Source organism: Micromonospora sp. WMMB482 (genome assembly GCF_019038635.1).
GTDB classification, from domain to species: Bacteria; Actinomycetota; Actinomycetes; order Mycobacteriales; family Micromonosporaceae; genus Micromonospora; species Micromonospora marina.
Genome location: NZ_JAHOPD010000020.1, coordinates 2,128,978 through 2,154,764, shown reverse-complemented (window position 1 = coordinate 2,154,764; position 25,787 = coordinate 2,128,978). Strand labels below are relative to the sequence as shown.

Annotated in this window: 25 protein-coding genes; 8 read left to right on the top strand and 17 right to left on the bottom strand. The window is 73.5% G+C overall.

What is annotated here, in order from left to right; all coding sequences use genetic code 11:
* Window positions 1-146: 146 nt before the first annotated feature.
* The 17 genes from KSK32_RS34365 to KSK32_RS10865 form a co-directional block, all read right to left on the bottom strand.
* Window positions 147-1,262 (bottom strand): C40 family peptidase, encoded by a 1,116-nt coding sequence (locus KSK32_RS34365; protein WP_216930927.1) that lies wholly within the window; start codon window positions 1,260-1,262, stop codon window positions 147-149.
* Window positions 1,259-1,756, bottom strand: a complete 498-nt coding sequence (locus tag KSK32_RS10940; RefSeq protein ID WP_216930925.1) for a hypothetical protein — start codon at window positions 1,754-1,756, stop codon at window positions 1,259-1,261. Before KSK32_RS10940 ends, KSK32_RS34365 begins: the two co-directional genes overlap by 4 nt.
* Window positions 1,757-2,040: 284 nt before the next feature.
* Entirely contained in the window at window positions 2,041-2,610 is a 570-nt protein-coding gene (locus KSK32_RS10935) for a hypothetical protein (RefSeq protein WP_216930923.1), read from the bottom strand.
* Between the two features lie 91 nt (window positions 2,611-2,701).
* On the bottom strand, window positions 2,702-3,325 hold the full coding sequence (locus KSK32_RS10930; RefSeq protein ID WP_254187011.1) for a GGDEF domain-containing protein: 624 nt from the start codon (window positions 3,323-3,325) through the stop codon (window positions 2,702-2,704).
* A gap of 92 nt (window positions 3,326-3,417) precedes the next feature.
* Window positions 3,418-4,275: a MarR family winged helix-turn-helix transcriptional regulator gene (locus KSK32_RS10925; RefSeq protein WP_216930921.1), complete on the bottom strand. Its 858-nt coding sequence runs from the start codon at window positions 4,273-4,275 to the stop codon at window positions 3,418-3,420.
* A gap of 277 nt (window positions 4,276-4,552) precedes the next feature.
* Window positions 4,553-5,464 (bottom strand): hypothetical protein, encoded by a 912-nt coding sequence (locus tag KSK32_RS10920; protein ID WP_216930919.1) that lies wholly within the window; start codon window positions 5,462-5,464, stop codon window positions 4,553-4,555.
* 307 nt (window positions 5,465-5,771) lie between these two features.
* On the bottom strand, window positions 5,772-5,939 hold the full coding sequence (locus tag KSK32_RS10915) for a hypothetical protein (protein ID WP_216930917.1): 168 nt from the start codon (window positions 5,937-5,939) through the stop codon (window positions 5,772-5,774).
* Entirely contained in the window at window positions 5,927-6,346 is a 420-nt protein-coding gene (locus KSK32_RS10910; protein ID WP_216930915.1) for a hypothetical protein, read from the bottom strand. Before KSK32_RS10910 ends, KSK32_RS10915 begins: the two co-directional genes overlap by 13 nt.
* Window positions 6,347-6,489: 143 nt before the next feature.
* On the bottom strand, window positions 6,490-6,903 hold the full coding sequence (locus KSK32_RS10905) for a hypothetical protein (protein WP_216930913.1): 414 nt from the start codon (window positions 6,901-6,903) through the stop codon (window positions 6,490-6,492).
* Between the two features lie 124 nt (window positions 6,904-7,027).
* Window positions 7,028-7,285 carry a hypothetical protein gene (locus tag KSK32_RS10900; protein ID WP_216930911.1) on the bottom strand — a complete coding sequence of 86 codons (258 nt, stop codon included), beginning with the start codon at window positions 7,283-7,285 and terminating at the stop codon, window positions 7,028-7,030.
* A 271-nt stretch (window positions 7,286-7,556) separates the two neighbouring features.
* The gene (locus KSK32_RS10895) at window positions 7,557-8,354 is read right to left on the bottom strand and encodes a hypothetical protein (RefSeq protein WP_216930909.1); all 798 of its coding nucleotides are present in this window, start codon (window positions 8,352-8,354) and stop codon (window positions 7,557-7,559) included.
* A 555-nt stretch (window positions 8,355-8,909) separates the two neighbouring features.
* Window positions 8,910-9,752, bottom strand: coding sequence for a replication-relaxation family protein (locus tag KSK32_RS10890; protein ID WP_374226745.1), 843 nt, complete (start codon window positions 9,750-9,752; stop codon window positions 8,910-8,912).
* A 374-nt stretch (window positions 9,753-10,126) separates the two neighbouring features.
* Window positions 10,127-12,607, bottom strand: coding sequence for a type IV secretory system conjugative DNA transfer family protein (locus KSK32_RS10885; RefSeq protein WP_289256646.1), 2,481 nt, complete (start codon window positions 12,605-12,607; stop codon window positions 10,127-10,129).
* Window positions 12,608-12,681: 74 nt separating this feature from the next.
* Entirely contained in the window at window positions 12,682-14,469 is a 1,788-nt protein-coding gene (locus KSK32_RS10880) for a VirB4 family type IV secretion system protein (RefSeq protein ID WP_216930908.1), read from the bottom strand.
* Window positions 14,466-15,425 carry a PrgI family protein gene (locus KSK32_RS10875; RefSeq protein ID WP_216930906.1) on the bottom strand — a complete coding sequence of 320 codons (960 nt, stop codon included), beginning with the start codon at window positions 15,423-15,425 and terminating at the stop codon, window positions 14,466-14,468. Before KSK32_RS10875 ends, KSK32_RS10880 begins: the two co-directional genes overlap by 4 nt.
* Window positions 15,422-16,345, bottom strand: coding sequence for a conjugal transfer protein TrbL family protein (locus KSK32_RS10870; RefSeq protein WP_216930904.1), 924 nt, complete (start codon window positions 16,343-16,345; stop codon window positions 15,422-15,424). Before KSK32_RS10870 ends, KSK32_RS10875 begins: the two co-directional genes overlap by 4 nt.
* 2 nt (window positions 16,346-16,347) lie before the next feature.
* Entirely contained in the window at window positions 16,348-16,731 is a 384-nt protein-coding gene (locus tag KSK32_RS10865) for a pilin (protein WP_216930902.1), read from the bottom strand.
* Between the two features lie 2,045 nt (window positions 16,732-18,776).
* Between KSK32_RS10865 and KSK32_RS10860 the strand changes: the two genes are divergently transcribed.
* The 8 genes from KSK32_RS10860 (at window position 18,777) to KSK32_RS10825 (ending at window position 25,780) form a co-directional block, all read left to right on the top strand.
* Window positions 18,777-19,667 (top strand): hypothetical protein, encoded by an 891-nt coding sequence (locus KSK32_RS10860; protein WP_216930900.1) that lies wholly within the window; start codon window positions 18,777-18,779, stop codon window positions 19,665-19,667.
* Window positions 19,668-20,032: 365 nt separating this feature from the next.
* Window positions 20,033-20,896, top strand: a complete 864-nt coding sequence (locus KSK32_RS10855; RefSeq protein WP_216930898.1) for a hypothetical protein — start codon at window positions 20,033-20,035, stop codon at window positions 20,894-20,896.
* 40 nt (window positions 20,897-20,936) lie between these two features.
* On the top strand, window positions 20,937-21,860 hold the full coding sequence (locus tag KSK32_RS10850; protein ID WP_289256645.1) for a TRM11 family methyltransferase: 924 nt from the start codon (window positions 20,937-20,939) through the stop codon (window positions 21,858-21,860).
* A complete protein-coding gene (locus tag KSK32_RS10845) occupies window positions 21,857-22,747 on the top strand; it encodes a hypothetical protein (protein ID WP_216930896.1) in 891 nt (296 codons plus the stop codon). The genes KSK32_RS10850 and KSK32_RS10845 overlap by 4 nt, the downstream gene beginning before the upstream one ends.
* Window positions 22,743-23,288, top strand: a complete 546-nt coding sequence (locus tag KSK32_RS10840) for a DNA cytosine methyltransferase (RefSeq protein ID WP_289256644.1) — start codon at window positions 22,743-22,745, stop codon at window positions 23,286-23,288. The genes KSK32_RS10845 and KSK32_RS10840 overlap by 5 nt, the downstream gene beginning before the upstream one ends.
* Window positions 23,257-24,171: a hypothetical protein gene (locus KSK32_RS10835; protein WP_374226705.1), complete on the top strand. Its 915-nt coding sequence runs from the start codon at window positions 23,257-23,259 to the stop codon at window positions 24,169-24,171. The genes KSK32_RS10840 and KSK32_RS10835 overlap by 32 nt, the downstream gene beginning before the upstream one ends.
* Window positions 24,168-25,331, top strand: a complete 1,164-nt coding sequence (locus tag KSK32_RS10830; protein WP_216930891.1) for a site-specific DNA-methyltransferase — start codon at window positions 24,168-24,170, stop codon at window positions 25,329-25,331. The genes KSK32_RS10835 and KSK32_RS10830 overlap by 4 nt, the downstream gene beginning before the upstream one ends.
* Window positions 25,328-25,780 carry an XF1762 family protein gene (locus KSK32_RS10825; RefSeq protein WP_216930890.1) on the top strand — a complete coding sequence of 151 codons (453 nt, stop codon included), beginning with the start codon at window positions 25,328-25,330 and terminating at the stop codon, window positions 25,778-25,780. Before KSK32_RS10830 ends, KSK32_RS10825 begins: the two co-directional genes overlap by 4 nt.
* Window positions 25,781-25,787 lie beyond the last annotated feature (7 nt).

Sequence of the window (25,787 nt, the reverse complement as noted above, 5' to 3'; positions counted from 1 at the left end):
GGCCACGTCGCCCTGCGCGGCGCGGCCTGTCGGTGGCAGCCGGTGCGCGTGGTCGCCGCTGGTGATCGGCGTGTGCCCACCGGAGGTGCCGGTGTCGAAGCCGGTGAGGCCGACATCGACCCGGCACGCCTGGCGGAGTTGAGCGATCAGCCGACGTCGGCGATGCGGCGGACGGCCGCGAGTTGGCTGGCCCAGCCCCCGGTCAGGCGGCTGACCTTGACGACGTCGCCGGTGTGGGGTGCCTGGATCAGCAGTCCTTGGCCGAGGTACATGCCGACGTGGCCGGGGCGGGCGGCGCTGCCGCGGCTGCCGGGGATGAATAGCAGGTCCCCGGGCCGTAGGTCCCGGTGGTCGGTGACCGCGCTGCCGGCGTGGACCTGCTCGCTGGTGGTGCGGGGCAGGCTGATCCCGGCGGCCCGGTATGCCTGCTGCATCAGGGACGAGCAGTCGCATTGGCGGGCGGGGATGCCGGAGTGGGGTGCGGTGCAGTCCCCGCCGAAGGTGTACGGGGTGCCGCGCTGGGCCAGGGCCCAGCCGATCGCCGTCACGACCGGCAGCGGTGTGCCGGGTGGGAGCGTGAACCCGTCGGGTAGGGGCACCTGGTCGGCGCCGGGTTGGCCGTCGCCGCCGTCGAGCAGGCACAGCGGGTTGGTCATGGCCTGTTCGAGATCGACGGCGACGGGCCCGGCGGGGGTGCCGCCGGTGAGGACGCGCAGCAGGGCGATGGCGTCGTCTTCCCATGTGGCGTAGGCGCCGGGGAAGGCAGAGCGTTGCACGGCCTGCGCGGCGTCGGTCAGAGCCATAGCCTGCCAGCCGTCGACGGCGAGCAGGGCGGTGTAGAACCGTCCGGCCGCGTAGCGGGGGTCCTGGAGCTGGGTGGGTGTGCCCCAGCCTTGGGAGGGGCGTTGTTGGAACAGGCCGACGGAGTCGCGGTCACCGCCGGCGAGGTTGCGCAGGGCGGATTCCTGCATGGCGGTGGCCAGGGCGATGACCCAGCCGCGGGGCGGCACCGTGCGTTCGACGCCGACGGTGACGATGACGGCGGCGTTCGCGGTCTGCTCGCGGGTCCACCCGCCGGCGCCGTTCGCGGGCGGGGTGATGGTGGGGGTGGGCAGCAGCGGCTGCCCGCCGGGCCCGAGGGTGGTGTAGCAGCCGGCGGCGGAGGCGCCGCCCGAGGTGAGCAGGGCGCCGAGGCCGCCGGCGCACAGCGCCAGCAGCGCGGTCACGGCGGCGGCGACGCCGGCGAGCGCGCGGGCGCTCACCGGTCGTCCCGCACGGGGGTGGGCCGGTGCGGACGTTGGGCCGGCGGGGTGGGGGGCAGGTGCCAGCGCAGGGGGTAGGTGGCGATGCGGGTGCCGTCGCTGGTGTGCACGGTGACGGTGTCCGTGTCGGGGCGCAGGAGGTAGATCCACTCGGCGTCGAGGTGCCGGGCGTGGCACAGCGGGAACACGGTGACCGGCTCCGGCGGGTCGACGACTCCGTTGGTGGTGCTGGCCAGGGTGACGCCCACGCCGGCGACGGGCCGCTGCCCGGCCAGAGGGCTGGTGGTGGTGGTGACATTGGGATCGAGGTGCTCCCAGTCGTGGGCGAGGATCGCGGTGATGAGCGCGGCGGTGTCGTGGCGGGCGTGGCGGGCCCAGATCGCGGCGAGGGCCGGCAGGACGGCGGCCGGATGGCCGTCATCAAGCACGACCCGGGCCTGCACGCGGTGCGGCTGTTCGGGGGTGGTGGCGCCGATGTAGCAGTGGGTGCTCACGGGACACGGGCTCCTTCAACAGGCGGTACGGCGATGGGCGGCGGTCAGGGCTGACGAGCCTCGACCGGAGGTCGCCGGCGGACGGGCTGGGGTTGCCAGCCGAGGACGTGGTCGGTGGTCTCGACAGATCAGCAGCGGTCGCAGTGGGCGCCAGCGTCCACGCCACCGCCGTCGGGTGTTTCGGTTGGCGGTGACCGCGTCGAGGGCGTCGGGGGTGAGGCGGCGGATGGACTCGCCGTGCGGGTCGGACCTGGTGAACCCCGGCCGCCGCAGCTCGGCGAGGGTCATGACGGGCGGTGTCCGATGGGGCCGACGGTGGCGGTCAGCAGCGCCGCCAGACCTGACCGGGTGGCGGGGGTGTCGGCCGGGTCGGCAGCGTCGTCGACGAGGACGAAGGGGCGGTCCTCGTCGAGCGGGTGGGTGAGCTGGTAGACGCGCTGATCGATGTCGACGGCGTCGACCCGGCGTACCAGCGCGGGGCGGCCGTCGCGCAGGTGGATGTCGTGGTAGCAGACGGCCCAGGCCAGCAGCCGCACGTCCGGGGCGGTGGCGCGGGCCCGGGCGAGCATCGTCTGCAGGATCTTCTGGTACGGGGTGACGGTGGCCGGGTCGCGCAGCTGCTCGGCCAGGCGGTGCAGCAGCGCCGGCAGGCCGGCGGGATGCGCGAGCAGGTCTTCGGGATGCAGGGGGAACTCCAGGCTGCGCATCTTGCGCCGCCGTGGCAGGGCAGGGTTGAGGGGCCAGTCGTGGATGAGCAGCAGGGTCGCGGTGTCGCCCCAGCCGAGGTGCGCGGCGTCGGCGTCGGCTTCTTCGAGGCAGGCGGTGAGGGTGCGGACAGCGTTGGCGGACAACATGCGTGTTTGCCTTGTCAGGTGTGGAAAGGCGAGAGACCCCGCAGCCAGGACGGCTGCGGGGTCTTCGCTTGCGGGTTCGGCAAGGGCGGGATCAGCGGTGGTGGCGGTCACGGCTGCGCAGGGCGGGCGTGCGGTGGGGCAGGTACTCACGTACCCCGCCGTCGACGCGCTTCGCTTCGTACATGGCCATGTCGGCTTGGTGGAGCAGTTGTCGGGGGCCGGCAGCGGAGTAATGGGTGTGGGTGTGGCCGACGGAGGCTGTCACCGATAGGTCGCCGTTGACGACGCGGATCGAGTGGGCGGCGATGGCCTGCCAGGCGGCGTGGGCGGCGGTTTCGGTGGCTTCGCGGTCACCGGTGACGAGCAGCGCGAACTCGTCGCCGGACAGCCTGGCTGCGAGGATCGGGCCGGGCAGGCCGGCCAGCCGGCGGCCGACCTGCTGGAGCAGGTCGTTGCCGACCTCGTGACCGAGCCGGTCGTTGACGGTCTTGAAGTCGTTGAGGTCGAGCAGCGCGACTCCGGTCGGGGTGTTGTCGGCGAGGGCTGCGCGTAGCCGGTCGAGGAATAGCCGCCGGTTGGGCAGGCCGGTGACGTCGTCGTGGTTCGCCATCCGGCGAACCGTGGTCAGGGCCCGCTGTTGCCGCACCAGCGCGGGGATGGCGAGGGCGAGGCCGGCGAGCACACCGCCGAGGACGGCGGCGAGGTGGTGCATCATGGAAGCGCTCCTTTTCGCAGAAGGAGCACCGGGGCGGGCGGTGAGCGGTCAAACTTGTCCGCCCGCCTCCGGGCTACCTCGAACGTGGCTGGTTACGGGGTGGGGGCGAGCTGGACAGTGGCGGGCTTGTCGGCGGTGCGGATGGCCTTGCCGGCGATGACGAGCTTGTCGGCGGCGTTGGCGATCGCCCCGGCGCTGGCCTTGCGGGCGTCGGTGCCGGCGTTCGCGGCGTCGATGAGCCTGCACAGCTCGCCGGTCTTGAACGCCCGGTCGGGGTGCGCTTCGAGGACGTCGAGGACCGCCGCCCGCAGTGAACCCATCGCCCGGCGAGGGCGGGCAGCCGGGCCGGAGCCGCCGCGTGGCGTGGCCGCCTCCGGCGGGTCGGTCTTCTCGCCGGCCGGCGGCGTCTGCTCGTCGGTGTCCGCCGCGGGGTCGCTGGAGATCGCCGGCGCGTCGGGGGTGGGCTCCGTCTGCTGTGCGGGTGGGCAGTCGCTGCTGGCCGGCGGGTCGGCCGGCAGTGGTGGCGGCGTGGGCGCCGTGTCGATCGCCTCGGCGTGCTCGCCGCCGGCCTCGGACGTTCCGCCTTGGGGGGCTGGGCCCTCCTGCGGTGCGGCGGATGCGCCCGTGGGATCAGCGAGGTCGTCAGTGGACGGCGAGGGCGGACTGTCCGTGCCGGTGCCGGTGCTGGTGCCGGTGGGCGGCTGGGCGTTCGCGGCGCCGACGGTGGCGCGGCCGGCGTCGGTGAGCCGCCAGACGGCGCGTTTGCTGTCGGTGTGCACGCGTTCGGCCTGTCCGGTCGTCTCCCAGGCGCGCAGCTTCGACGTGGCGGTGGAGTAGCCGAGACCGGCTTTGTCCGCGACGGCGGCGGCGGTGTCCTCGCCGAGTTCGGCGAGCGCGGCGAGGACCTTGAACATCGCATGGGCCGGTGCGGGTTCCGGTGTATCGGTCATGGGCGGATTCCCTTCTGTGAGGTGAGGTCACCACTGATCCACGCTTCGTTCGCGGCGTGGATCAAGTGCGATTCGCGGGTTCGTGGGATCGGTGCGGGGCGCGGCGGGTGGGATCACCGGCGGTGGATGGCGGGAACCCGCGAGAGGCGGCGGGTCACGCCTGCGACGGCTCCCCGGGGAGCAGGTGCGGACGCGGCTGCAGTGCCGGCTTCCCCACCGATCGCTGGCTGTCGGCCTTGGTTGCGGCCGGTGCAGGATGCTGCCGAGGCTGCAGCGGTCATCCGGCGCTGGTTGGCGGCTGCTGTCGCCGGGCGCGGAGGTCGCGGAGACGGCCGGTCACGGCGGTCGTTTCGAGCCGCAGGCGGCTGCGCAGGGGCATGAACCGCCCGGCCCGCGTCGGACGGGAGACGGCGCGCCACTGCCACTGGTAGGCGCCGATGCTGTAGTAGCCGTCCCGGTCGGGGTAGCAGCGGTCATTGATGGTGAGGCGGATTCCGTCGCCGAGGTCCATCTCCTCGAGCAACACCAGGCAGGTGCCGTCGAAGCGCGGCAGCGGGTGCTCTCCCGGCATCGTGGCGGCCCGCCACGGCCCCGACAGGTCCTCGACGAGGTGCCGGGTGGTGTGCGGGTCGAAGCGGCAGATGAGATTCCCGTCTTCGCCGGTGTCGTAGCCGTCGGCGACCAGCGCGGGATAGCAGCGGTGGTCGACTCGGGGTGAGGTGACCACGGCTGGCCGCCACCTGGTGCCCGCGGGGGCGATCTCCGCGCGGTGGTCGACGAGGTCCACATGGGCGGCGTCGAGTGTCGTGCCGGGCCACACGTCGGTGTCGACCGCGAGCCAGGTGCGCTCCAGGCTGCGTCCGGCGCGCAGGACGTCGATCAGCCGCCGCCCGTCGGGGTCGGCGTGGCGAAGCGGAAGGTAGAAGTGCTGCTCGGGTGGCGGGGACTGGTCGACGCGCCGCCACGAGGCGCCGTCGGCGACCTGCTCGATGCCCGCGCTGGTGTGCCAGAGCGGCACGCCGTTGGAGCGCAGCGACCCGCTGCTGCCGCGGCGTCGAAGGGCCAGCGCCGCGGTGTTGTGCTCCCCGGCCGTCATCTGGGCGCGGGTGAGGCGGTGGGTGGGGCACGCGAGGGCGTGCTCTGCCAGTGGCAGTACGTCCTCGACGCGGAACCACAGTCGGTTGGACATGGTGAGGGAACCTCCTCGGGTGAAGGGAAAAGGGGGGTGGGAAGATGAACAGGGCGGCCTGTCTCAGGCCAGGGCCGGTGTCGCGCCCCTTGCCCGGGGCACCCCGGCATGCCGGGTGGCCGCTCGCGGAAGGCCCGGGGCCGCTCCTGCCTTCCGGAAGCCCGCCACGGCGTACGTTGAGGGCCGGCCCACGTGGTGTGGTGGCGGCCTGACGGGGCGGTACGGACGTGGCGGCGTGGCACGCGGGCGCAGGTGGGCATCGGCGCGGTCACCGATACGCGAGGCGGCCGGTCCGGCAAGGTGTGGGTCAGCTGCGTGCGGCAGCGAGCGGCCGGCGCAGGTCGCCGTAGATGCCTCGGTCTCCGGGCTGCGCGGGCGGCTGGTCCAGCACCCCGCCGGTCGTGGTGGCAGCGCCGCGGTAGCGCAGGATCTGGTAGCGGCGGCCGTGGACGTCGCAGGCGGTCAGGGACCGCACCGCGATTCCGTCGTCGTCGGCCGGCAGGCCGAGGGCGGCAGCATCACGGCGGCCCGACTCGCTGGTGTCCAGTCCTTTACCGAGAAACGCCACGGCGAGCAGGGGCCCGGTTGCGCGTGGACCCAGGCCCTCAGTGCGGTGACCTTGGCGGTGGCCAGCACGTCGACCACGGCGTGGAAACCGATCTGGTAGGGCAGCTTCAGCCGGGGGCCGAGCCCCGCGTGCAGCTGCCACACCCTCGGGTCGATGGGAAGTTCCTCGACGTCGAGGCTTCCCACGCCGGTGTGAGAGGTGGAGTCGAACAGGCCGAGCACCGCCGGGTAGGCGTCCCAGCCCTGCGCGTCGGCCAGGGCTTCAACGGTGGTCAGGGCGGTCGTGACGGCGGCGGCGTGCCGTTGCGGGTTCATCGCGTGCCTCCTTGTCGGTGGGTGGGTCAGGAAGCGGGTTGGTGCCTGTGCGGGCTGAGCACCGTCCGGACCGCGTGCCGGGGTCCCCGGGGTGCGGGGATGCAGGCGCGCGGTCCGGCGAGGTGTCTGTGGAGCGACCGTGATCAGCGGGGCGTGCGGCGCAGGCGGCGACGGCCGACGCCGACGGCGAGCGTGTGCGGGTCGACCAGGACCAGGGGCGCGCCGTCATCGAGTCCCTGGGTGATGAGGTCCATCAGCTGGGGGCCGGTGTTGGACAGCAGCGGCAGGCTCTGCGGGTCGCTGCCGTGCGGCAGCCGGACGGCGGGGACAGTGAGACTGGTGTTTCCCTTGACCGCTGCGGGCAGCGGGTGAGGGAACGGTCGGACGCCGTTGCCGGCCAGCCAGGCAAACCCGCCGAGGCGGTACAGGTGCAGCGCCGGCTCGGCCGCACGTGTCGGGCCGTCAGCAGATTCCGTGAGCAGGTTCCGGTCGGCGAGTACGGCGTGCTGCGCCTGAGCGGCGACCGCGGGCAGGTCGAAGTACAGGAAACGGGACATGGTGCTCCTCGGAAAGGTGTGTGTGTGATGGGTGGGGTGGAGCCGGTCGGGCAGCACACGTCCCCTGGGGTTGCGAGGGAAGACGGTGTGCTGGCCCGACCGGTCCAGGTGGTGCGCTGGGTGCTCAGCTGCGATGCGGGCGCGCGAGTTTGCGGACGCCGATGATCGACCCGTCCAGGTCGCGGACGGTGTCGTGGCAGACCAGCAGGTCGTCGCGGCCGGTTGCGGCCAGGCCGACGACCAGGGACACCAGGTAGTAGGTGCCCGCGGCCGGCGACGGCAGTGGCGGGACGCCGTGGTGTGTCGCGCCGAACGCGACTCGCTCGACGGGGATGTCGAGGCCGAGGTCGTCGGGTCCGACGACGTGTTGTCCCAGCCTCACCGGTGCGTGCTGCGGGGATGCGGGGATCACGCGCAGCGGCACGACACTGTCCGGCTCAATGCGATCCGGGGTGTCACTCGGAAAGACGCGGACCGGGTGCGGCGTCAGGTTCACGATGTGCGTCATCAGGTTCCTCCGATCGTTTCTGGGGTTGGTTGCCTGGTCCCTGCTGGTGGTTGCCGGGCGGCGCGTCTGGTGTCCCTTGGTTTCAGGGGTCAGGGCGCGCCGTCCGGTCGGCGGGGTGGTGCAGCGGGTTCCGCTCCGGCCGCGGTTACGGCGTTTGCAGGTCGATGGCGAAGATCTGCTGGGTGTGGTGCAGGGATTGCAGGTGCCGGTACGCCTGGTGCAGGTAGGTGATCCGGTCGGCGAGGTACGCGCTGGCCGGGGTCATCTGGGTGCCGTCCTCGGTGAGGAGGGCGTCGGTGCACAGCGCCCACAGGGCGCGGTAGTTGGCGTAGGCGGCGGCGCCGGCCTGGAACATCTCCAGGTCGTCGGTGTCGAGGTGTCCGGCGGTGTTGGCCGCGGCGTTGTGCAGGCGCATGGCGTGCACGCGCGGCTGCCGGTGGAACTCGGCGCTGGCGACGTCGAGCGGGTAGTCCGACGGGTCGCTCAGGTGCCGTTGCAGGAACACCGTCCACGGCGTGGCCGGGCGGGTGCCGGCGACGACGTGGGCCCACTGTTGGTGGCGCAGCATGGCGCTGACGTGCGCGCCTTCGCGCATGCCGGTGAAGTCGAGCAGGCGGATGGGGCCGCCGGCGCAGCACTGCGGGCCGGTCTTGGCCTTCTGCCAGTCGATGAGCTGGCGGCGCTGCCACACCCGGATGGCCGGGGTCACCCAGAGTCGGCGGCAGCTGCTGCCGGAGACGCCGAAGTGGCGCTCCAGGTTGCGGACGCCGGTGTGCAGGGTCGCGGCGAGGTCGTCGCTGACGCAGACGATCATCTGGCGGATGACGGCCTGCGGCACGACCACCGGACGCGGGCCGCTGGGCTGGGGCGCCGTGGTTTGGGCGGTGCGATGTTGCACGCGGCTGCCGTGGCGGGTCAGCGCGGTGCCGTTGGTCGGGGACATGGAGCCTCCTCGGGGGTTGGCGTCGTGTGGGCACGACGGCGGCCCGGCCCACCGGGTACGTGGGTCGGGTGATCGACAGGACAGGGATGTGCGGAGGTGACCTCGTCCACCGGGTGCGTGGAGCGGGGCCGGGTGGTGCCGGGCGCGCGGTGGCGCGCAGGTGGTTTGGTGCGACCTCGGAGGTCGCCGCGCGGTGTGCTGCCGACCGGCGTGAGCGGGTGGGCGGGGCGCACCGGGTGGGTGCGGCGAGGGATCCGTGAGGTGGGACCGAACCGGGTGGAGCGATATATGGGGTTGTGTTGGTGCCGAAACGGTAGCCCTTCGCACTCACAACGCCAGCAGGCCGCCGCGAGGGCGTCGCGGGCGGGTTGACCTGCCGTGTGAGAGATCATCCGCCGATGCGGGCGGACCGGCGGTGGATCGCTGTGAGTCGCTGTGAGTGGCGGGCCCGCCCACACCCGCCCGGCCGTGACTGACCCCTTTCCCGGACCGTTGTGGCGGCCGGGGTGGGGTTGACCTGCGGTGTGAGCGGTTGTGAGCGAGCCTGCGGGGCGGTCAGCCGTCGTCGGGGTCGTGGTAGCGGTTGGGGTTGGTGGGGGTGTCGGGGCCGTGGTCGCTGGGCAGTTCGTGCAGCCAGCGGCGGGTGAGCGGGTCGGGGTCGGTGGTGAGGGTCCAGGCGGGGCCGGCGGGGTGTTCGTGGTGCAGGCCGGTGGCCACAGGCATGGCGGTGGGCACGCCGGTGAGGGCGTCGAGGATGTTGTTCTCGCGGCGCCGGTGGGGCACGCGGATGAGGACGGGGTAGCGGGGCCCGAACTCGGCGAGACGTTCGTAGGCGCGCAGCTTGGCGAGCACGACGCGCAGCGGTTCGGTGCCGTTGTCGTGTTCGAGGAAGAAGCCGACGGTGCGGCCGGCGGCGTGCCAGATGCCGTGGCCGTCGGGTCGGACGCCGGCGAGGGCGTAGGCGGCGGTGGCGTGCTGCTCGGACCACCAGCGTGCGAGCCGGGCGCCGGGATCGGTGTGGGTGTAGGCGTGCAGGTCGATGAAGAGTTGGTTGGTGCCGAGCAGGTGGTTCAGCCGTGTGCTGCCGATGATGCGCTGGGCGCGTTCCACGCTGCTGCGCGGTGTGGGGGCGTCGGGCCGCAGGGGGTCGCTGTAGGCGCGGGGGTGCAGGTCGAGGCCGAGCGGTCCGAGGGCGTAGAGGTACTGGTCGGTGCCGGTGCGCAGGTCACCGAAGCGGTGCACCGCCTCGTAGCGGTGCAGGGTGGCCAGGCGCAGCAGCGCGGAGCGCTTGGAGGGGAACAGCGCGGCGGCGACCTGGTCGGCGGAGAGCAGGTAGTGCTCGGCGAGCCAGGCGAGCAGGTCGTGGTCGCGCAGGGTCAGCAGCCGCACGCGGGCCAGCCGCTCCTCCTTGGTCAGCCGTCGGGGACGCGGGTCAGAGGAGCGAGATTCGACAGGGTGAGAGTCGCGGGACACGAGGATCTCCTCAGCGAGATAGGAAGGAGGACTCCCTCCCTAGGGGAGGGAGTCGGGAACTGTCACCGCCGACGACCGGAGCCGGTGACCGGCGGTGCGCTGCGCGAACGCGCCACCTCGGCGGCCGGCTGACGGCGGGCGCGCGGTGGGGTGGTGAAGGCGCGGTGAAGACCCGGACGAAGGGGCTGACGAAGCCCTCCGGGTAGCCGCAGCCGGGGCCTGCACGCAGGGTCCGAGGCCGGCTGGCGCGGGAACCGCGGTGAGTTCTCAGCCGTCCCGCGCGTCGAGCCGGTGAGGCGTCAGGTGCGGGAGCGGTGGGGCCGCTGCGCGCGGCGGTCGCCGCCCGTGCGGTCTCCGCCCGTGCGGTCGCCGCCCGTGCGGTCGTCGGCGGGTGGCTGGGAATACTGTTCGACGAGAGCGTCGATGGCGCTCTTGTTCTGCGGCTTGACCTTGTCCTTGGCGGTCAGGCGGATGGCGGTGGCCTCCCCGATCACGGGTTTCGGGGGGCGGGTGCGCATGGTGAACGCCGGTGTCTGCCGTCCATCGGCGACCAGGCGGGTCGCGGTGGTGTAGGCGTCGAGGTGGGTGAGGTCGTGCTCGTCGAGTTCCGGCAGGGTGTGCCGTGCGAGAACGCGGGCGTCCTCGGGGGCGCAGGAGAAGTAGATCTTGTTACGGGCGTTGGCCGACGCGGCGGCGAGGAGGTCCTTCGGGAACTGCGCGAGGTCCTGATGCGACAGCACGAGCGACAGCCGGTACTTGCGGGCCTCGGCGAGCATCGTGTCGAGGCTGTTGGCGAGGGTGAGGAAGTTCTGGGCCTCGTCGATGATCAGCGTGGCGTCGCGGCGCTGGTCCGGGGCGAGGCGGGCGCGGGCGGTGGCGGCCTGCCACACCTGCGCCAGGATCAGCGACCCGAGCAGCTTGCTGGTGTCCTCCCCGAGCTGCCCCTTGGGGATCCGCACGAGCAGCGCCCCACCGTCGAGGATCTTGCCCATGTCGAAGCTCGATCGCGGGTACTGCATGGTGCGTTTGACGAAGTCGCGGAGCAGGAACGAGCGCAGGCGGGCCAGGACCGGGCCGATGACCTGGGAGCGCAGGGCGGGGTTGAGTTCGTCGTACCACTGCCAGAAGCCGTGCAGTCCGGCCGGGTCGTCGAGGCCGACGGTCATCGCGGAACGGAACTGGGCGGAGTTGAGCAGCGGGGGGATGTGCTGCAGGGTGACGTTGGCGTGGCGCAGCAGGGTCAGGCAGGCCACGCGCATGACGTCGTCCATGCGCGGCCCCCACGCCTTGGCGAAGATGGTGCCGAAGATCGACACGAGGTTGTCGACGACGAGGTCGTGGTCGTCGCCCTCTAGGGGGTTGATGGTGGGTGGGTTGGGCTGGTCGGGGTCGAACAGCACCACCCGGTCGGCGACGTCGGCGGGCAGCCGGTCGAGGATGTCCAGGACCAGGTCGCCGTGCGGGTCGATGACGACGGTGCCGCGGCCGGCGATGATGTCGTCGACGGCGGTGTTGACCAGCAGGGTCGTCTTCCCGGAGCCGGTGGATCCGATCACGTGCAGGTGGTACCTCGAATCGGGTACGGACAGGGCGACGGTGTGCCCGCCGATCTGCGCGTCGCCGAGGATCTTCGCGCCGCGTCCGCCGGCGGTGACGGCGACCGGGGCGGGCATGGACTTGGCGCGGGCCCGGTCCAGGCCCGGCACCGCCAGGTCCTGCGGCAGGGCGGCGAGCGCGGCCAGCTCGGGGCCGGCGGTGAGGAACCCGGCGCCGAGGCGCCGCTGGGCCAGCACGGCGAGCGGGTGGGGCATGCGGGCGCGGTGGGTGAGGCGGTTACGGGCGGAGTAGACGGCGAACGCCGAGGCGATGGTGTCGGCGACGCCGCGCAGCCGGGGACGCTGGTCGGTGCCGGCGCGGCGGGTGTCCTTGGCCACGGCGTAGCGCACGGCGGTCTCCCACAGCGGGTGTGAGGTCTTGTCGAGGATGGCCCGCACGTCCCGCTCGACGCTGGGATCACGCCGGGATGCCGGCGCGGCACGGACGGTGCCGGAGGGGCGGCCGGGCAGGAACGCGTCGATGAGCCACAGCAGCGGCGCCGCCGGGTTGACGACAGGCAGGGCGGTCTTGCCGTCGCGCAGGCGGCGGGCGGCGCGGCGGGCGCGGTGAGCGCGGCGTGCGCCGACGGGGCGGGCGAGGACCTGTACGCAGGCGTGCTCGTCGGCGCGCAGACCTGATCCGGCGGACATCAGCGCCCGCAGCGGGTCGGTGTCGTGGTCGCTGCGCAGCGGCAGCCACTCGGCGGCCACCGGCAGCAGGTGCCCGCCCACCGCCGCGAGGCCGACAGGAATGGGCGGGCCAGGGCTGTCGTCGGTGGTGCAGGCGGCGCCCGGCCACGCGGCCCGCACGGCGGCCTCGACCGCACCGGGTGGGACGGTGCCGGGCACCCACACGCAAATCAGCAACCGCCGCCCGGTCCACGTGTACTGCCACACCACGTGAGGGCTGCCATACAGCAGCCAGCGCCGCCGCGACGGGGTGAGGGTGCCGGCGAGGTTGGCCCACAGCGCGGCGCTGCTGCGCGGGTCGACCTCCGGCGGCGGGGCAACGGTGATCAGGCGGGCGCCGTCGGCGTGGCGGCGGTGCCGCCACGAGGCGAGGAGGTTACGGGCGGCGATGTAGCCGATCAGCGCGGCGACGGCGACGGCGAGCAGCCACGGCCGCGCCGCCGCCCATCCGGCGGCGTCGAGCACCCACCGAGTCGCGCCGTCGGGCGGCGGGATGCCCGGAACGCCCGGCCCCGGGGTGGGGGTGGGTGTGTGCGGGAGTGTGCTGGGCAGGTGCGTGAGGGGCGGGTTCACAGGTCCTCCTCGTCATCGAGCGCGGCCAGGTCCTGCGGACGGGTGGTCGCCATCTGGTGTTCGGTGTCGGAGGCGATCGCCTCGAAACTGGTCCGGTTCGCGCCGGCGATGAGCAGGCCGGTGCCGACGCGGGCGGCGAGCAGCAGCCGCCGCTCCCCGGCGGTGAGGCCGAACGCGTCGCCGACGGCGTCGATGGCCTGGGGTGCCTGTTTGAGCAGCACCTGGGTGGCGGCGTTGGCGACGACGGCCTGCCCGAGGTCGGTGCCCAGGACGTCGGCGACGTCCTGGGTGATCACCGCGAGGCCGGCGTGGCGTTTACGGGCGGCCTTCGCCATGCGGCACAGGAACTTCGCGCCTTCGCCGTCGCGCATGAGCAGCCACGCCTCGTCGACCACGACCAGCCGCCGGGTCGCCGCCGCGCCGGGGGCGTCGACGCGCCGCCAGATCGCGTCGAGGGCCAGCAGGGTGCCGACGGTGCACAGCTCGTCGGGGAGCTGCCGCAGTGACCACACGACCAGGTGCCCGTCGAGGCGGGTGGTGGAGGGCGCGTCGAACAGCTGAGAGAACGAGCCGTGCGTCCACGGGGCCAGGCGGGCGGCGAGCTGCCCCGCGGCCGGGTCGGTGTCGGCGTGAAGGCAGGCGGTGAGGTCGCGTAGCAGCGGGGCGGGCCGGTGGTGGGTGGCCGGGTCGGGGGTGATCCCTGCCTGCCGGTAGACGGCGAGGATCGCCCGGTCCAGTGCGGCGCGTTCGGCCGGTGGGGGCTGCTGGCCGAGCAGCACGCTGATGAGGGTGTGCAGGAACAGCCCGCGGCGGGTCAGCACGTCGGGCCGGGTGTCTGCGGCGGGCAGGTCGAGCGGGTTGATCTTCACGCCGGCGGCGCCGAGGCGTACGACGGTGCCGCCGACGGCGTCGGCGAGCCGGAGGTATTCGTCTTCGGGGTCGATGACGGCGATCTGCACCTGCTGGTAGAGGTTGCGCAGGATCTCCAGCTTGACGAAGTAGGACTTCCCGGCGCCGGAGCGGGCGAGCACGACGCTGTTGTGGTTCTCCTGCGCCCAGCGGTCCCACCACACGATGCCCTGCGAGTCGGGGTTCACGCCGTAGAGCACGCCGCCTTCGGCGGGTGGGTCGCCGGGCAGCGGGGCGGGCAGATCGGCGCAGGCGAGGGGGAACGCGGCCGCCAGCGCCTGGGTGTCCATGGTGCGGCGCATGCGCAGGCTGTCGGTGGCCAGCGGCAGGGTGGTGGTCCAGCCGGCGAGGTGCCGCCAGGTGGCGGGTTGCACCTCGATCAGGGTGGACGCGGCGGCGGCTTTCACCTGCGCGCACGCGGCGAGGAGTTCGTCTTCGGTGCGGGCGTGCACGGTCAGGTACAGGCCGACGCGGAACAGTTTGGCCTGCCCGCGGGCGAGCCGTCCGGCGAGGTCGGCGGCGTCGTCGGCGGCGGCGTCGACGGTCGGGTCGGTGAGTTTGCCGGCCGCGGCGTCGGCGCGGCGGCTGGACTCGAAGCGGGCGCGTTGGTTGCGCAGCCGGGACGCGGCGACCGGGGCGGGCAGCGGGTCGATGTGCAGGGCCAGGTCGAGGCGCCCCGGCCAGGACAGCAGCGGCTCCAGCCAGGCGTGGCCGACCTCGGCGGGATAGCCGGTGACCACGAGGGTCGCGGCGTAGCCGTCGCCGACCCGCAGCATCCGCGGGGTCACCTCCACCGAGGCGGGAGCGACGGCGCCCGCCAGTGACGAGCGCTGGCGGGCGCCGGTGTCGGCGCGGGTAGGGCGGCGGAGTCTCATCGAGGTTCCCTCCTGCGGGTTGGGGTGGTGGGGCCGGTGATGACGGCGTCGGGGGCGGCGAGGCCGCCGGGACGTGACGGCCGGTAGGGGTCGGCGGCGGCGGCGAGCGCCGCGGTGACCGCCGCGGCGTGCAGGGCGCGGGTGGTGACCCCGAGACCGGCCAGGGCGCGGGCGGTGTCGTCGGCGCGCCGGCGGGCGGCGTGCTCGCCGCGCTCACCGGTGGTGGTGCGGGAGACGATGAGGACCTGCCGGCGCAGCGGGTCCCGGCGGGTGGCGAGGTCGTCGAGGAACCGGGCGTGGTCGGCCGCCGCGTCGGCGAGGGTCGGATGCGGCAGCCCGGCCACGGCCTGCGTCAGGGTGCGGGCGGCGGAGCGCAGGTCGACCGGCTGCGCCGACACGACGATCTGCGTCGGTGTGGACAGGCTGTTGAGCCAGCGGCCGAACGCCTCGACCAGCGATGCCTGCTCCCCCGCGGTGCGCAGCGCCAGGTTGACGCTGGTCGCGGCGACCATCGCCGCCCGCGTGCCGCCCAGGCGGATCTCCCCGCCGTCGTCGATGGCGTCCGCGGGCAGCCTCAGCGGCGCCGGCACCATCACCCGGGTCGCCGGCGTCTGCACCCAGTCCGGCGTCGTCGACGCCGTGTCCGTCGTCGACAGGGCATGTGGGGCCCGGGCGTGCCGGACGGCGGCGAGCAGCCACACGTCCAGCGGCAGGCCGTCGCGGCGGCCGACGGCGACGCCCACGCTGAGACCACCGGCGAGCACCGCGGCGCCGACGAGCACCGGCACGGGCACGACGGTGTGCAGGCCCCGCCAGGCGCTGTAGAGGCCGAGGGCGGCGACGGCGAGGATCGCGAGCTGGCGGAAGGTCAACCCGTAGGCGACCTTGTCGGGGGCGTCGACGTCGGCGGGCATCCGCGTCCGACCCGTCTCGCTCTGATGCGTGTCGGTGGTCATCGGGTCACCGCCCGCACACCGCGACCGAGGCCGGGCACCGCTCGGGTGGCCTGCTGCACGACGATCACCCGCACCGCCGCGCCGATCATGCTGGCCCCGCCGCCGCTGTTGCCGGCGCTGACGTAGCGGCGCATCAGGTGCGGCACCCGCAGGGTGGTCCAGAGCATGACCATGACGACGAACAGGTTCAGCACCGCGCCGGGCTCGACCGGCAGGCCGAGCACGGGCAGCAGGTGCGCCGGGTCGGTGAGCATCCACTGCCCGGCGTACAGGGTGAAGCCCTGCACGACCGGCACCGCCAGGACACCGGCGTAGGAGCGCCACCACAGCCGCGCCAGCGGGTCGGTCTGCGGCAGCGCGTGACAGGCCAGGGCCAGCGGCGCGGCGGCGGTCAGGACCAGCACGACGGCGAACCGGACGATCATGCTGAACGCGGTCGCGGCCAGCAGCACGGCGATGATCGCCACGCAGATCACGAACAGCAGCGCCGCGGTCTTGTCCTGTCCCGCGGTGATGTGGGTGTTGATCGTTGTCCGCAGCGTGCCGCGGTGGCCGTCGGCGCCGGTGGTCAGCGCCGTGGTGAGGGCGTTGGCGAGGTCGATGAGCATGCCGCACCACAACTGGGAGAAGTGGGCGGCGACGAACGCCACGATCAGGCGGGGCAGCAGGTCCTTGATCGTGTAGCGGGAGCGTTCGTCGCCGCCGGTGGTCATGGTGAGCACGCCGGCGGCGACGAACGCCAGGACGAACACGGTGTCCACGACCCACACCGAACGGCCGGTCAGGGCCTGCACCTGCGGCAGGCCGGTGACGTCCGGGGTGATCAGCAGCGCGCTGCTGATCACCCCGAGCAGCGCGTCGAAGGTCGCGAGGATCGCGGTGGTGAGCCAGTCGAGGATCTGGCCGAGGACGTAGCTCACGGTCAGCCTCCGACGATGCCCTGGACGATTTCCAGCAGGACCGGGGCGAGCACGGCCAGGCCGTACCCGACCAGCGCGTTGCGCAGGGCGCCCTTGGCCCGGTCGACCTGCGCCGGATCGCCGCCGGCGGTGGCCCAGTACACGCCGGCGAGGACGAGGAACAGGGTGGCCAGCGCGGCGAGGATGCCGACCAGCCACATCCGCAGGTTGGCGATGACGACCGGCAGGGAGTTCACCGCCAGCGCGGGCGCTCCCGGGTCGGCGGACGCGGCGGCGGGCACGGACAGGACCAGCAGCACTGCGCCGGTCACCGCGGCGACGCGGCCGGCCCGACGCAGGCTCGGACAGTGGGTGAGGGCACGCACGCGTGCCGGGACGCGGAACATGAGACGGTCACCTCCGGCCCCGCAGGTGCGGGACGGGTTACGGGTGGATGGGGTGGACCGCCGCCGCGGGGCGCAGGCGTGGACGGCGTCACGACGCACCGGTCGTCCCCGGGAGGAGCACGTCCTCCCTTGTCGGGTAGAGGTGTGTTCGATGAGGTGTCAGCGCACCGAATTGCGCGGCACCCGGAGACGTCCGAGGCGTCAGGCGCGGCCCGACCGATGAAGGGCCCCGCCCCGCGGCGGCGGGCGAAACCCTCGCTGGCGCCGGGTGGCGGGCGGAAAGGTCTCGCACTGATAAAGCCGCGTTTGTGTGCTCCAGCGAACGCCTGCACCGCTCACAGCAACTCACGGAAACTCACCGCCACCGCCGACGGTCCGTGTCCTTATCTCAGTTGACCTGCTCTTTTCTCAATGTTTCTGCTCCGACTGGCAGGTTTTCTCAGTCAAGGTGCTCCGGCTGCCTGTGAGCGGATGGTCGTCAGGCGGTTTCTCGCATGGCTGACGCTCGTTTGTCAGCTTCGTGAGATCTTCTTCGCTAGCCCTGGCTGCCGTCGGTCCCGCGGCGGCGTCGGCATCGTCGGATGTGTGCTCGCGCGACCGCCGCGCCACTCACGGCAACTCGCAGCGCCGACCCCGACCGGGCGGTCCCCACGTCGCTGGGCTGCCTCGCCGCTCTCACCGGCGGCTCGGACCGCGGATGTGGACCGCCCGGCGCCATAGTCCGCGCGCCCCGCCCAAGGGGGACGCGTCCGTCCCCGTCGAGCGGTCAGGCTGTCGGTTCGGGTGGGTCCGTGGGCGTCAGGCCGCGACCGCGCGGGCAGCCTGTCCGGGCACTCCTCGCCGCGGGTCCGGTCACGGTGCCGGGTCATGCCCCAGTCGGCGAGGCGTGGCAGCCCGGACGGGAGGACCGGGGGTGCCGTCGCGGATCGCTCCAGTCGGCGCCATGGCCGCCGGTGGTGACACGGCACGTCGTGGACACGGTGGACAGTGTCATCGGCATCTGCCGGGGTCGATGTCAGCGGTTGGTGCCGCTGTGGCCGGCGCGCCGACGGCGAGTGTCAGGACACCGTTCGCCGGCGCGGCCGAAGCGTCCCGGCGCGGCCGGCCCGGTGGTGTGACCGGCACGTCGCGTCGTGTCCGGCGTCTGCGGCCGGGGACGCGGCAAGAGGTCACTGTTGTGGCGTCCCGCACCGGCGTGACGCGTTGGACAGCTGATGTCAAGGCGCAGCTCAGCGGCCCTGCCTGCGGAGGGCTGTCATCGGCGCCGATGGCTACTGAGCTGTCACGGCGCGGTAGCCACGCCGTCCGGCGGTGCGGTGTGGGCCGGCCGCGCGGCGGTGTCCCACCCGCGACCCCGGCGTGTCCGGCGAATCGATGGTGTTCGTTTCCGTCGTCGGGGCCTGGTGCCGCCGCTCATCGTGACAGCCGACCGGCGGGCGTCCGCGGTCATCTGCGCCGACTGTGCTTGCTTGTCCACCGGCATAGACGAGCGTCTGTGACATGGTCCGCGTCGGGGTGGCAGGCGGTGACGACGCGCACGCGGCCGATCCCGGTCGTCGTCACGCCACCGCGAGCGTGGGTGCCGCGGCGCCGCGGGGCCGGGGCGTCGTCGTCGGTTGCCGGTGGCGGGTCGGCTGGTCGCGCCCGTGTTGTGCTCTGGCGTCCGGGCACTGCCGCGGGCTCGGACGTGGGTCGCGGTGAGCGGCGTGCCGTCGCGGGTGTGAGTCGTTGTGAGTCGTTGTGAGTGGCGCGGTTGCGCTGCGGCAGCCGACGGCGGCTCGCCGCCGGCGCCTCGTCGGGAGCGGCCGAGATGATGGACGGCAGGCCGCTCACAGTCCTGCTCAGGGGCCTTCCCGACGCCGTCGAGCGGCACGTGTGGACGGCCGGTCGAGGGTGGCGAGGCGTGGCTGGCGTGTCGGGGCCCAGGCGGGGGCATTCGTGTTCTGACCTGCGGTGTGAGCGTGTGTGAGTGGACTGGGGCGTAATCGGTGCCTCGCCGTCGCTGGGAGCGGCGGCGGTCACCGACTCGTGAGGAGTACCCAGTCATGACCGCGACCTCAACCGAATGGCCGGACTCGCCGTTGGACGCCGTGCAGGTGGCGTTCGAGGCGTTGACCGGCGACCCCGATCCCCTGACGGTCGACTGCGACCTGGTCAATCCCGACGGCGACCTCCATGTGCCGGCGGGCGTGCTTTCGCTGACGGCGGTGCGGGACTGGCTGCTGGCGCACCCGCGCGACGTGCAGGCACGCGACGCCGTGTGGGCGGAGCTGGTCCGCAAGGCGCGCCTGGACGGCCCGCAGTGGGTCATCGCCGCGGTCGGCATGGCGATGCCCGTGCTGCGCCGCTACACCCGCCAGCTCGCCGCCGGCTACCGGGGTGACCTCGACGACCTGGAGGCGGAGATCCTGGCGGGTTTCCTGGCCGCGCTGCGCGACCGGGTGGACCTCGCCCAGCCTGCCCCGTATGCGGCGTTGTGCCGGTCGGGGTGGCGGGCCGGGTTCACGCTGTGCCAGCAGGCCTCGGAGTACACCACGGTCGACGACGTCGAGCACATCACCGGCCCGCGCACCCCGCGGATGCCCTACGGGCATCCGGATGTGCTGGTCAACCGGGCGGTGCGGCTTGGGGTGATCGACGCCGAGGACGAGTTCCCGTGGATCGAGGTGCGGCTCGGCCGTAAATCGGTCGAGACCGTCGCCGCGGGTCTGGGCATCACCACGGCGGCGATGCGGATGCGGCTCGGTCGTATCGACACCCGCATCGCCGAGGCCCTCGCCAGCGGGGTGCTCACAGGGGTGGCGTCCCCGCAAGCCGCCCAGGACCTCGCCGCGCAGGCCGCCCGGCGCGCGAACCTGCGCGCGGCCAGCCTGCCCCGCCGGTCGCCGGCCCGCCCGACGACGGGGGCCTCGGGGCAGGGGGCAGCCGCCGCCTGAGCGCGTCACCGCAGCAGCCCGCGGCGCCCGTACCGGCCCGGCCGGTACGGGCGCCGCCGCTGTTCCTGCGCCTCGCCAGCCCCGCGGCGGACCGGTCCGCCCTGCGTCCCCGGCAGCCGCGATGGTCGCCGCTCGCCGGGGATGCCGGGCCCACGACGCTGCCGCACGCGTCGACCGGCTCGCCGCGCCCGTGTCCCTCACCGAACGCACGTTGTGAGCGCGTATCCGCAGGTCAACAGCGTCGACAGTCGGACTGTCGGCGGCGGCCGTGAGTTGCGGTGAGCAGGGCAGGCGTTCGCTGGAGCACACAAACGCGGCTTTATCAGTGTCAGCGCACTGCACGCGCGGCGCGGAGCCGACACCTGATGAGCGAGCACCCGCCGCAGCACCACAACGTTCCTGTCCACCCGCTCGGCCCGCCCGTGGCCGACCCGACCCTGATCGACGTGGTCGCCGGTGAACCGCCGGTACCGGTCACCGTGTGGCGCACCGCCGCCGACCCGGGCGACGTCGGCCGCAGCGTCGGCGCCCGGCTGGCCTACCGGCTCGTGGCCGCCTACACCCGCCCCGGCGAGGCCATCGTCGACCTCACCACCGACCACGCGCTCACCGCCGTCTGCGCGGCCGGAGAGCGCCGTCACCACCCGGGCTGGTTCACCGAAGCGTCCAGCCTGATCATCGGACCGGTCACCCCGCCCACCCGCCGCGACCCCGTTGCCGACGACGGCGGCGACCCGGTTCCCGACATCGCCGCGTGGTTCGGGGACGACCTCACCGACGCCCCGCCCGCCAACCCCGGCACCCAGCCGGGACGCACGTCCCTGGCGGAGGCGACCAGCCTGGTCGTGGCGAGCTGGCCGCTGGACCGCGACGACGTGGTCAACCGGATCCGGCTGGCGTGGCTGCTGACCGTCTGCGCGCGGCTGCTGCGCCCCGGCGGCTGCCTCGTCCTCGCCGTCACCACCCCCACCACGACGGCGGCCGGCCCGCAGGACTTCAGCCCCGTCGCGACCGCCGCTGCCCAGGCAGGGCTGGGCTACCTGCAGCACATCGTCGCCGTCGGCGCCGACACCGACAGCGACCGGTTCGCCTACTACGCCACCGACGAGGAACTGCTCACCCTCACCCACCCGCGGTGGGTGGCGCACCTGCGGGTCCACGCGGACCTGCTCGTGTTCTCCCCCATACCGGGCGCACGGCGCCACGACGGGAGTGAGCGCCGTGACTGAGCACCCCACGCGCAACCCGGATCAGCCGGCCCGCGACGCCGTGCCGCCCGACGGGCGGCGTCGCCTGACACCACCGGAAGGGCTGTCGGTGTGGGCGACCGCGCAGCGCACCGGACCGGTGCAGCGACGCGGCCGGTACGTACCCGAATCGGTCAAGCACCCCGCGAGGATGCTCCCGGCGATCGCCGCGCACGCCGTGCACGCCTACACCCGGCCCGGCGACCTCGTCCTGGACCCGATGTGCGGCATCGGCACCACCCTCGTCGAGGCCATCCACGCCGGCCGCGACGCCATCGGCGTGGAGTACGAGCCTCGCTGGTCAAACATCGCCGACGCCAACATCACCCACGCCCACCACCACGGCGCCACCGGCCGCGCGTCAGTGGTCCGCGGCGACGCCACCCGCCTGGCCGCGCTCCTGCCCGCCGCCCTGACCGGGAAGGTCGCGCTGGTGGTCACCAGCCCACCGTATGGGCCGACCGTGCACGGCCTGGTCCGTCCCGGCGCCGACGGCGTGGCGAAGTTCGACAACGCCTACAACGACGGCGCCGACCGCGGGAACCTCGCCTACCGCGACCTGACCGGTCTCGCCGACGGATTCGCCCACATCCTGGCCGGCTGCGCCGTGCTGCTGCGCCCCGGCGGCACCGTCGTGGTCACCGCCCGGCCGTGGCGCAAGCACGGGCAGCTGGTCGACCTGCCCAGCGCGGTGATCGCCGCCGGCCTGCGCGCGGGCCTCGTGCCCACCGAGCGGTGCGTCGCGCTGCTCGCCGCGGTCCGCGACGGCCACCTCGTCGCCCGCCCGTCGTTCTTCCAGCTCCAAGCCATCCGCAAGGCCCGCGCGGGCGGCACCCCGCTGCACCTGATCACCCACGAGGACGTGCTGATCTTCCGCCAGCCGCCAGCGGTAGACCACTCGGGTTCAGAATTCCTGAACCCCGCCGAGGGCGGGGTGGTCGCGTGAGGGCAATCAACCACCGCTACCTGAGCCTCGGCGCGGGCGTGCAGAGTTCCACGGTCCTGCTCCTCGCCGCCCGCGGCGAGATCCCCACCTTCACCGCGGCGATCTTCGCCGACACCGGCTGGGAACCCGCCCCCGTCTACGCCCACCTCCGCCGGCTGCAGCAGATCGCCGCCACAGCGGGAATCCCTGTCGTCCGGGTCACGGCCGGCGACATCCGCCGCGACGCCCTCGACCCCGGCCACCGCTTCGCCAGCATGCCCCTGTTCACCCTCGGCCCCCACGGCGAAAGAGGAATGGCCCGGCGCCAATGCACAGGCGAATACAAGATCAAACCCATCAAGGCGGAGGTGCGGCGCCGGCTCGGCTACCCGCACCCGAGGCGGGTCCCCGCCGGCCTGACCGCTGACATGGCGATCGGGATCAGCCTCGACGAGATCGGACGGGCCCGCGACGCCGACGTCGCCTACATGCGCAACACCTTCCCGCTGCTCGACCTCGGGTGGCGGCGCGAGGACTGCCTGCGCTACCTCACCGACAACGGGTTGGCCGACACCCCGCGCAGCGCCTGCGTCGGGTGTCCCTTCCGCACCGACGCGGAATGGGCGCGGCTTCGCCGCGACGACCCCACCGGGTGGAACGACGCCGTCGCGTTCGACGCGGCGATCCGGCGCGGCTCCGCGCGGGCCAACGCCGCTGGGCGGCCCCTACGGGGCCAGTTCTTCCTGCACCGCCAACGCGTCCCCCTCGACCAGGTCACCCTGCGCCCCCGCGTCGACGTCGACGGTGACGTACCGGGGTGCGGGCCGTGGACCTGCCCGCACACCGACCCGCCCGTGACGGCCGGCGACGACACGGCGGCGACGCCGGGACGGGAGGTGCGCCATTGAGCCGCACCTCCCGCCCCGGATCGGATCACTCTGCACCGGCTACGGCGGCCTCGACATGGCCGTCGAGCTGGTGCTCGGCGGCCGGCTCGCCTGGTACGCCGAAACCGACCGGCACGCCGCCGCCGTCTGCGCCCACCACTGGCCCGCCGTGCCGAACCTCGGCGACATCGGCGCCGTCAACTGGACCCGCGTCGAGCCCGTCGACGTCCTCACCGCCGGTTTTCCCTGCCAGGACATCTCGAATGCCGGCAAACGCGCCGGCATCACCGGACAGCACTCCAGCCTGTGGAGCGCCGTCGCCGACGCCGTTCGCGCGCTTCGACCGCCGCTCGTGTTCGTGGAGAACGTCGCCGCGCTCCTGCGGCGAGGCTTCGACGTCGTCGAAGCCGACCTGGCCGCGATCGGGTACGACACAAGCTGGACGTGCCTACGCGCATCCGACATCGGCGCCCCTCACCGCCGCGACCGGCTGTTCCTGCTCGCCGTACCCACCGGCCAGGTTCGAGGGGGTGCCGACGTTGCCGACACCGTGCGCCCGTGACGGCAAAGGTCGCGGCCACCCATACGGGCTGCCCGACCTGATCGAACCGGACGGCAGCCGCCACGGCCTGCTGCCCACCCCCACCGCCGCCACCTACGGATCGAACACGTCACCCTCGGCCGGAGCGGCGCGCCGGCCGAGCCTGGCCGGCATCGCCGGGCAGCTCCTGCCCACCCCCACCGCCGGGGGCGGCACCGGCTACATGAGCGGCAGCAACCGCGACACCTGGCGGCCGACGCTGGAGTCCGCGGTCCGCGGCTACCAACCACACCCCGGCGGCAAACCCACGGACGTCCAGCCGCTGCTGCCCACCCCGCGGGCCAGCGACACCGGCACCCCCGGACGCAAAGCCGGAGCCGGGTTCCGGCCACCGTTGTCCCAGGTCCTGCTGCCGACCCCCCGCGCCACCGACGGGACGAAGGGCTGCCCCGGGCAGCGCGGCTCGCACGGCGACTTCACGCTGCCCTCGGCGGCAGTGCGGGTGCCCACCCGCACCCTGCCCACCCCCGCCGTCGCGTCCGATGCCCGCGGACCGAGCCAGCACGGCGACGGGGAGGCGGACCTACGCACCACCGTCGCCGGCACCGACAACCTTGACGAGGGCCGGTGGGGAGGGTACGCCGCCGCCGTCGCCCGCTGGGAACTGATCCTCGGCCGCACAGCACCCGAGCCGACTCAGACCGGGCAGCACGGCAAGGCCGTGCTCGCCCCACCATTCGTCGAATGGCTCATGGGCCTGGACCGGCACTGGGTCACCGCACCCGAGCTGGCGTTGCCCCGCACCCGCGCGCTACGGATCCTCGGCAACGGCGTCGTCCCCCAACAGGCAGCAGCCGCCCTACGGCTGCTGCTGTGCCCACACCGCTGGCAGGCACCCTCATGAGCGCCGCCAACCATCACCCACCAGACGCCCTGGCCCGGTGCGAGTACCACCAGGAGGGACCCGTCACCCTCTACCTCGGCGACGCGCAGCACGTGCTCGCCGCCATGCCCGATGCCTCGGTCGACTGCGTCGTCACCAGTCCACCGTTCTGGGGTCTTCGCGACTACGGCGCGGGCAACTGGGACGGCGGCGACCCGAGCTGCGCCCATGAGGTGCGGCGTCGTCTCGACGGCACACGCTGCCCGCGGTGCACGGCCGTGTGGTCCGACCCGCAATACGGACTCGAACCCACCCTCGACGAATACGTCGACCGGCTGGTCGCCGTGTTCACCCACGTGCGGCGGGTACTCGCACCCGCCGGCACCTGCTGGCTCAACCTCGGGGACAGTTACAGCAGCGCCTCCGGCGGCGCACCCCGGGCAGGCCGGCCACAACCCGGAGGTCGGCGACCGCCGCGCCCCCGCGCGCAGGACACCCTTGCCCCGAAGAACCTCCTCGGCGTGCCCTGGCGGGTCGCGTTCGCACTGCAAACCGACGGCTGGTGGCTGCGCAACGCGATCATCTGGTCCAAGACCAACCCGATGCCCGAGTCCGTCCGCGACCGCCTGTCCACCACCTACGAACTGATCTTCCTGCTCACCCCATCACCCACCTACCACTTCGACCTCGACCCCATCCGCATCCCCCTGACCCACCCGGCAGCCGCCGACGGCACCCGAGTCATCGGTGGCGCCCGCAAAGGCACCACCGGCGGCATCGCCGCGACCGCCCGCCGCCGCGGCGCCACCGCCTACGGCAGCAAGTACACCGCCACTGACACCACCGAACCCCGCGCCTCGGCAGGCAACCTCAAACCACTCGGACACGCCCACACCACGGCACACCGGCGGGGCCGCAACCCCGGGGACGTGTGGCGCATCGCCACCCGCCCCTACCGCGGCTCCCACATCGCCCCGTTCCCCATCGACCTGCCACTACGAGCGATCGCGGCCGGCTGCCCAGCCGACGGCGTGGTCCTCGACCCGTTCTCCGGCGCCGCCACCACCGGCCTGGCCGCGATGCAACTCGGCCGCCGATACCTCGGCATCGACATCGCCGCCCGGTTCCACGACGAGGCCATCACCCGGCTACGCCCACACCTCCCACAGGCGCGGCCATGAGCCTGCGCCTCGTGCCGGTTACCTTCGCCCAAGCCAGCCAGTTCATCACCGACTGGCACCGCCACCACCGCCCATCCCGAGGCCACAAGTTCTCCCTCGGCATCGCCGAGCACGACGTCCTCGTCGGCGTGGCGGTAGTCGGCCGGCCCGTCGCCCGGCTACTCGATGACGGCCACACCCTCGAAGTCACCCGCGTCGCCGTCGCCGACAGCATCCCCAACGGCTGCAGCATGCTCTACGGCGCCGCGTGGAGAGCCGCGAAAGCCCTCGGCTACCGACGCCTGGTCACCTACACCCAGCATGGCGAGTCCGGCGCCAGCCTGCGGGCGGCTGGGTGGCGCGTCGTCGCCGCCCGACCACCGCAACCGGGCTGGTCACGACCCAGTCGCCCCCGCGTCGACCACGGCACGGCCGAGATCGCGCGGAGCCGCTGGGAGCCGTCGAGATGACCACCGG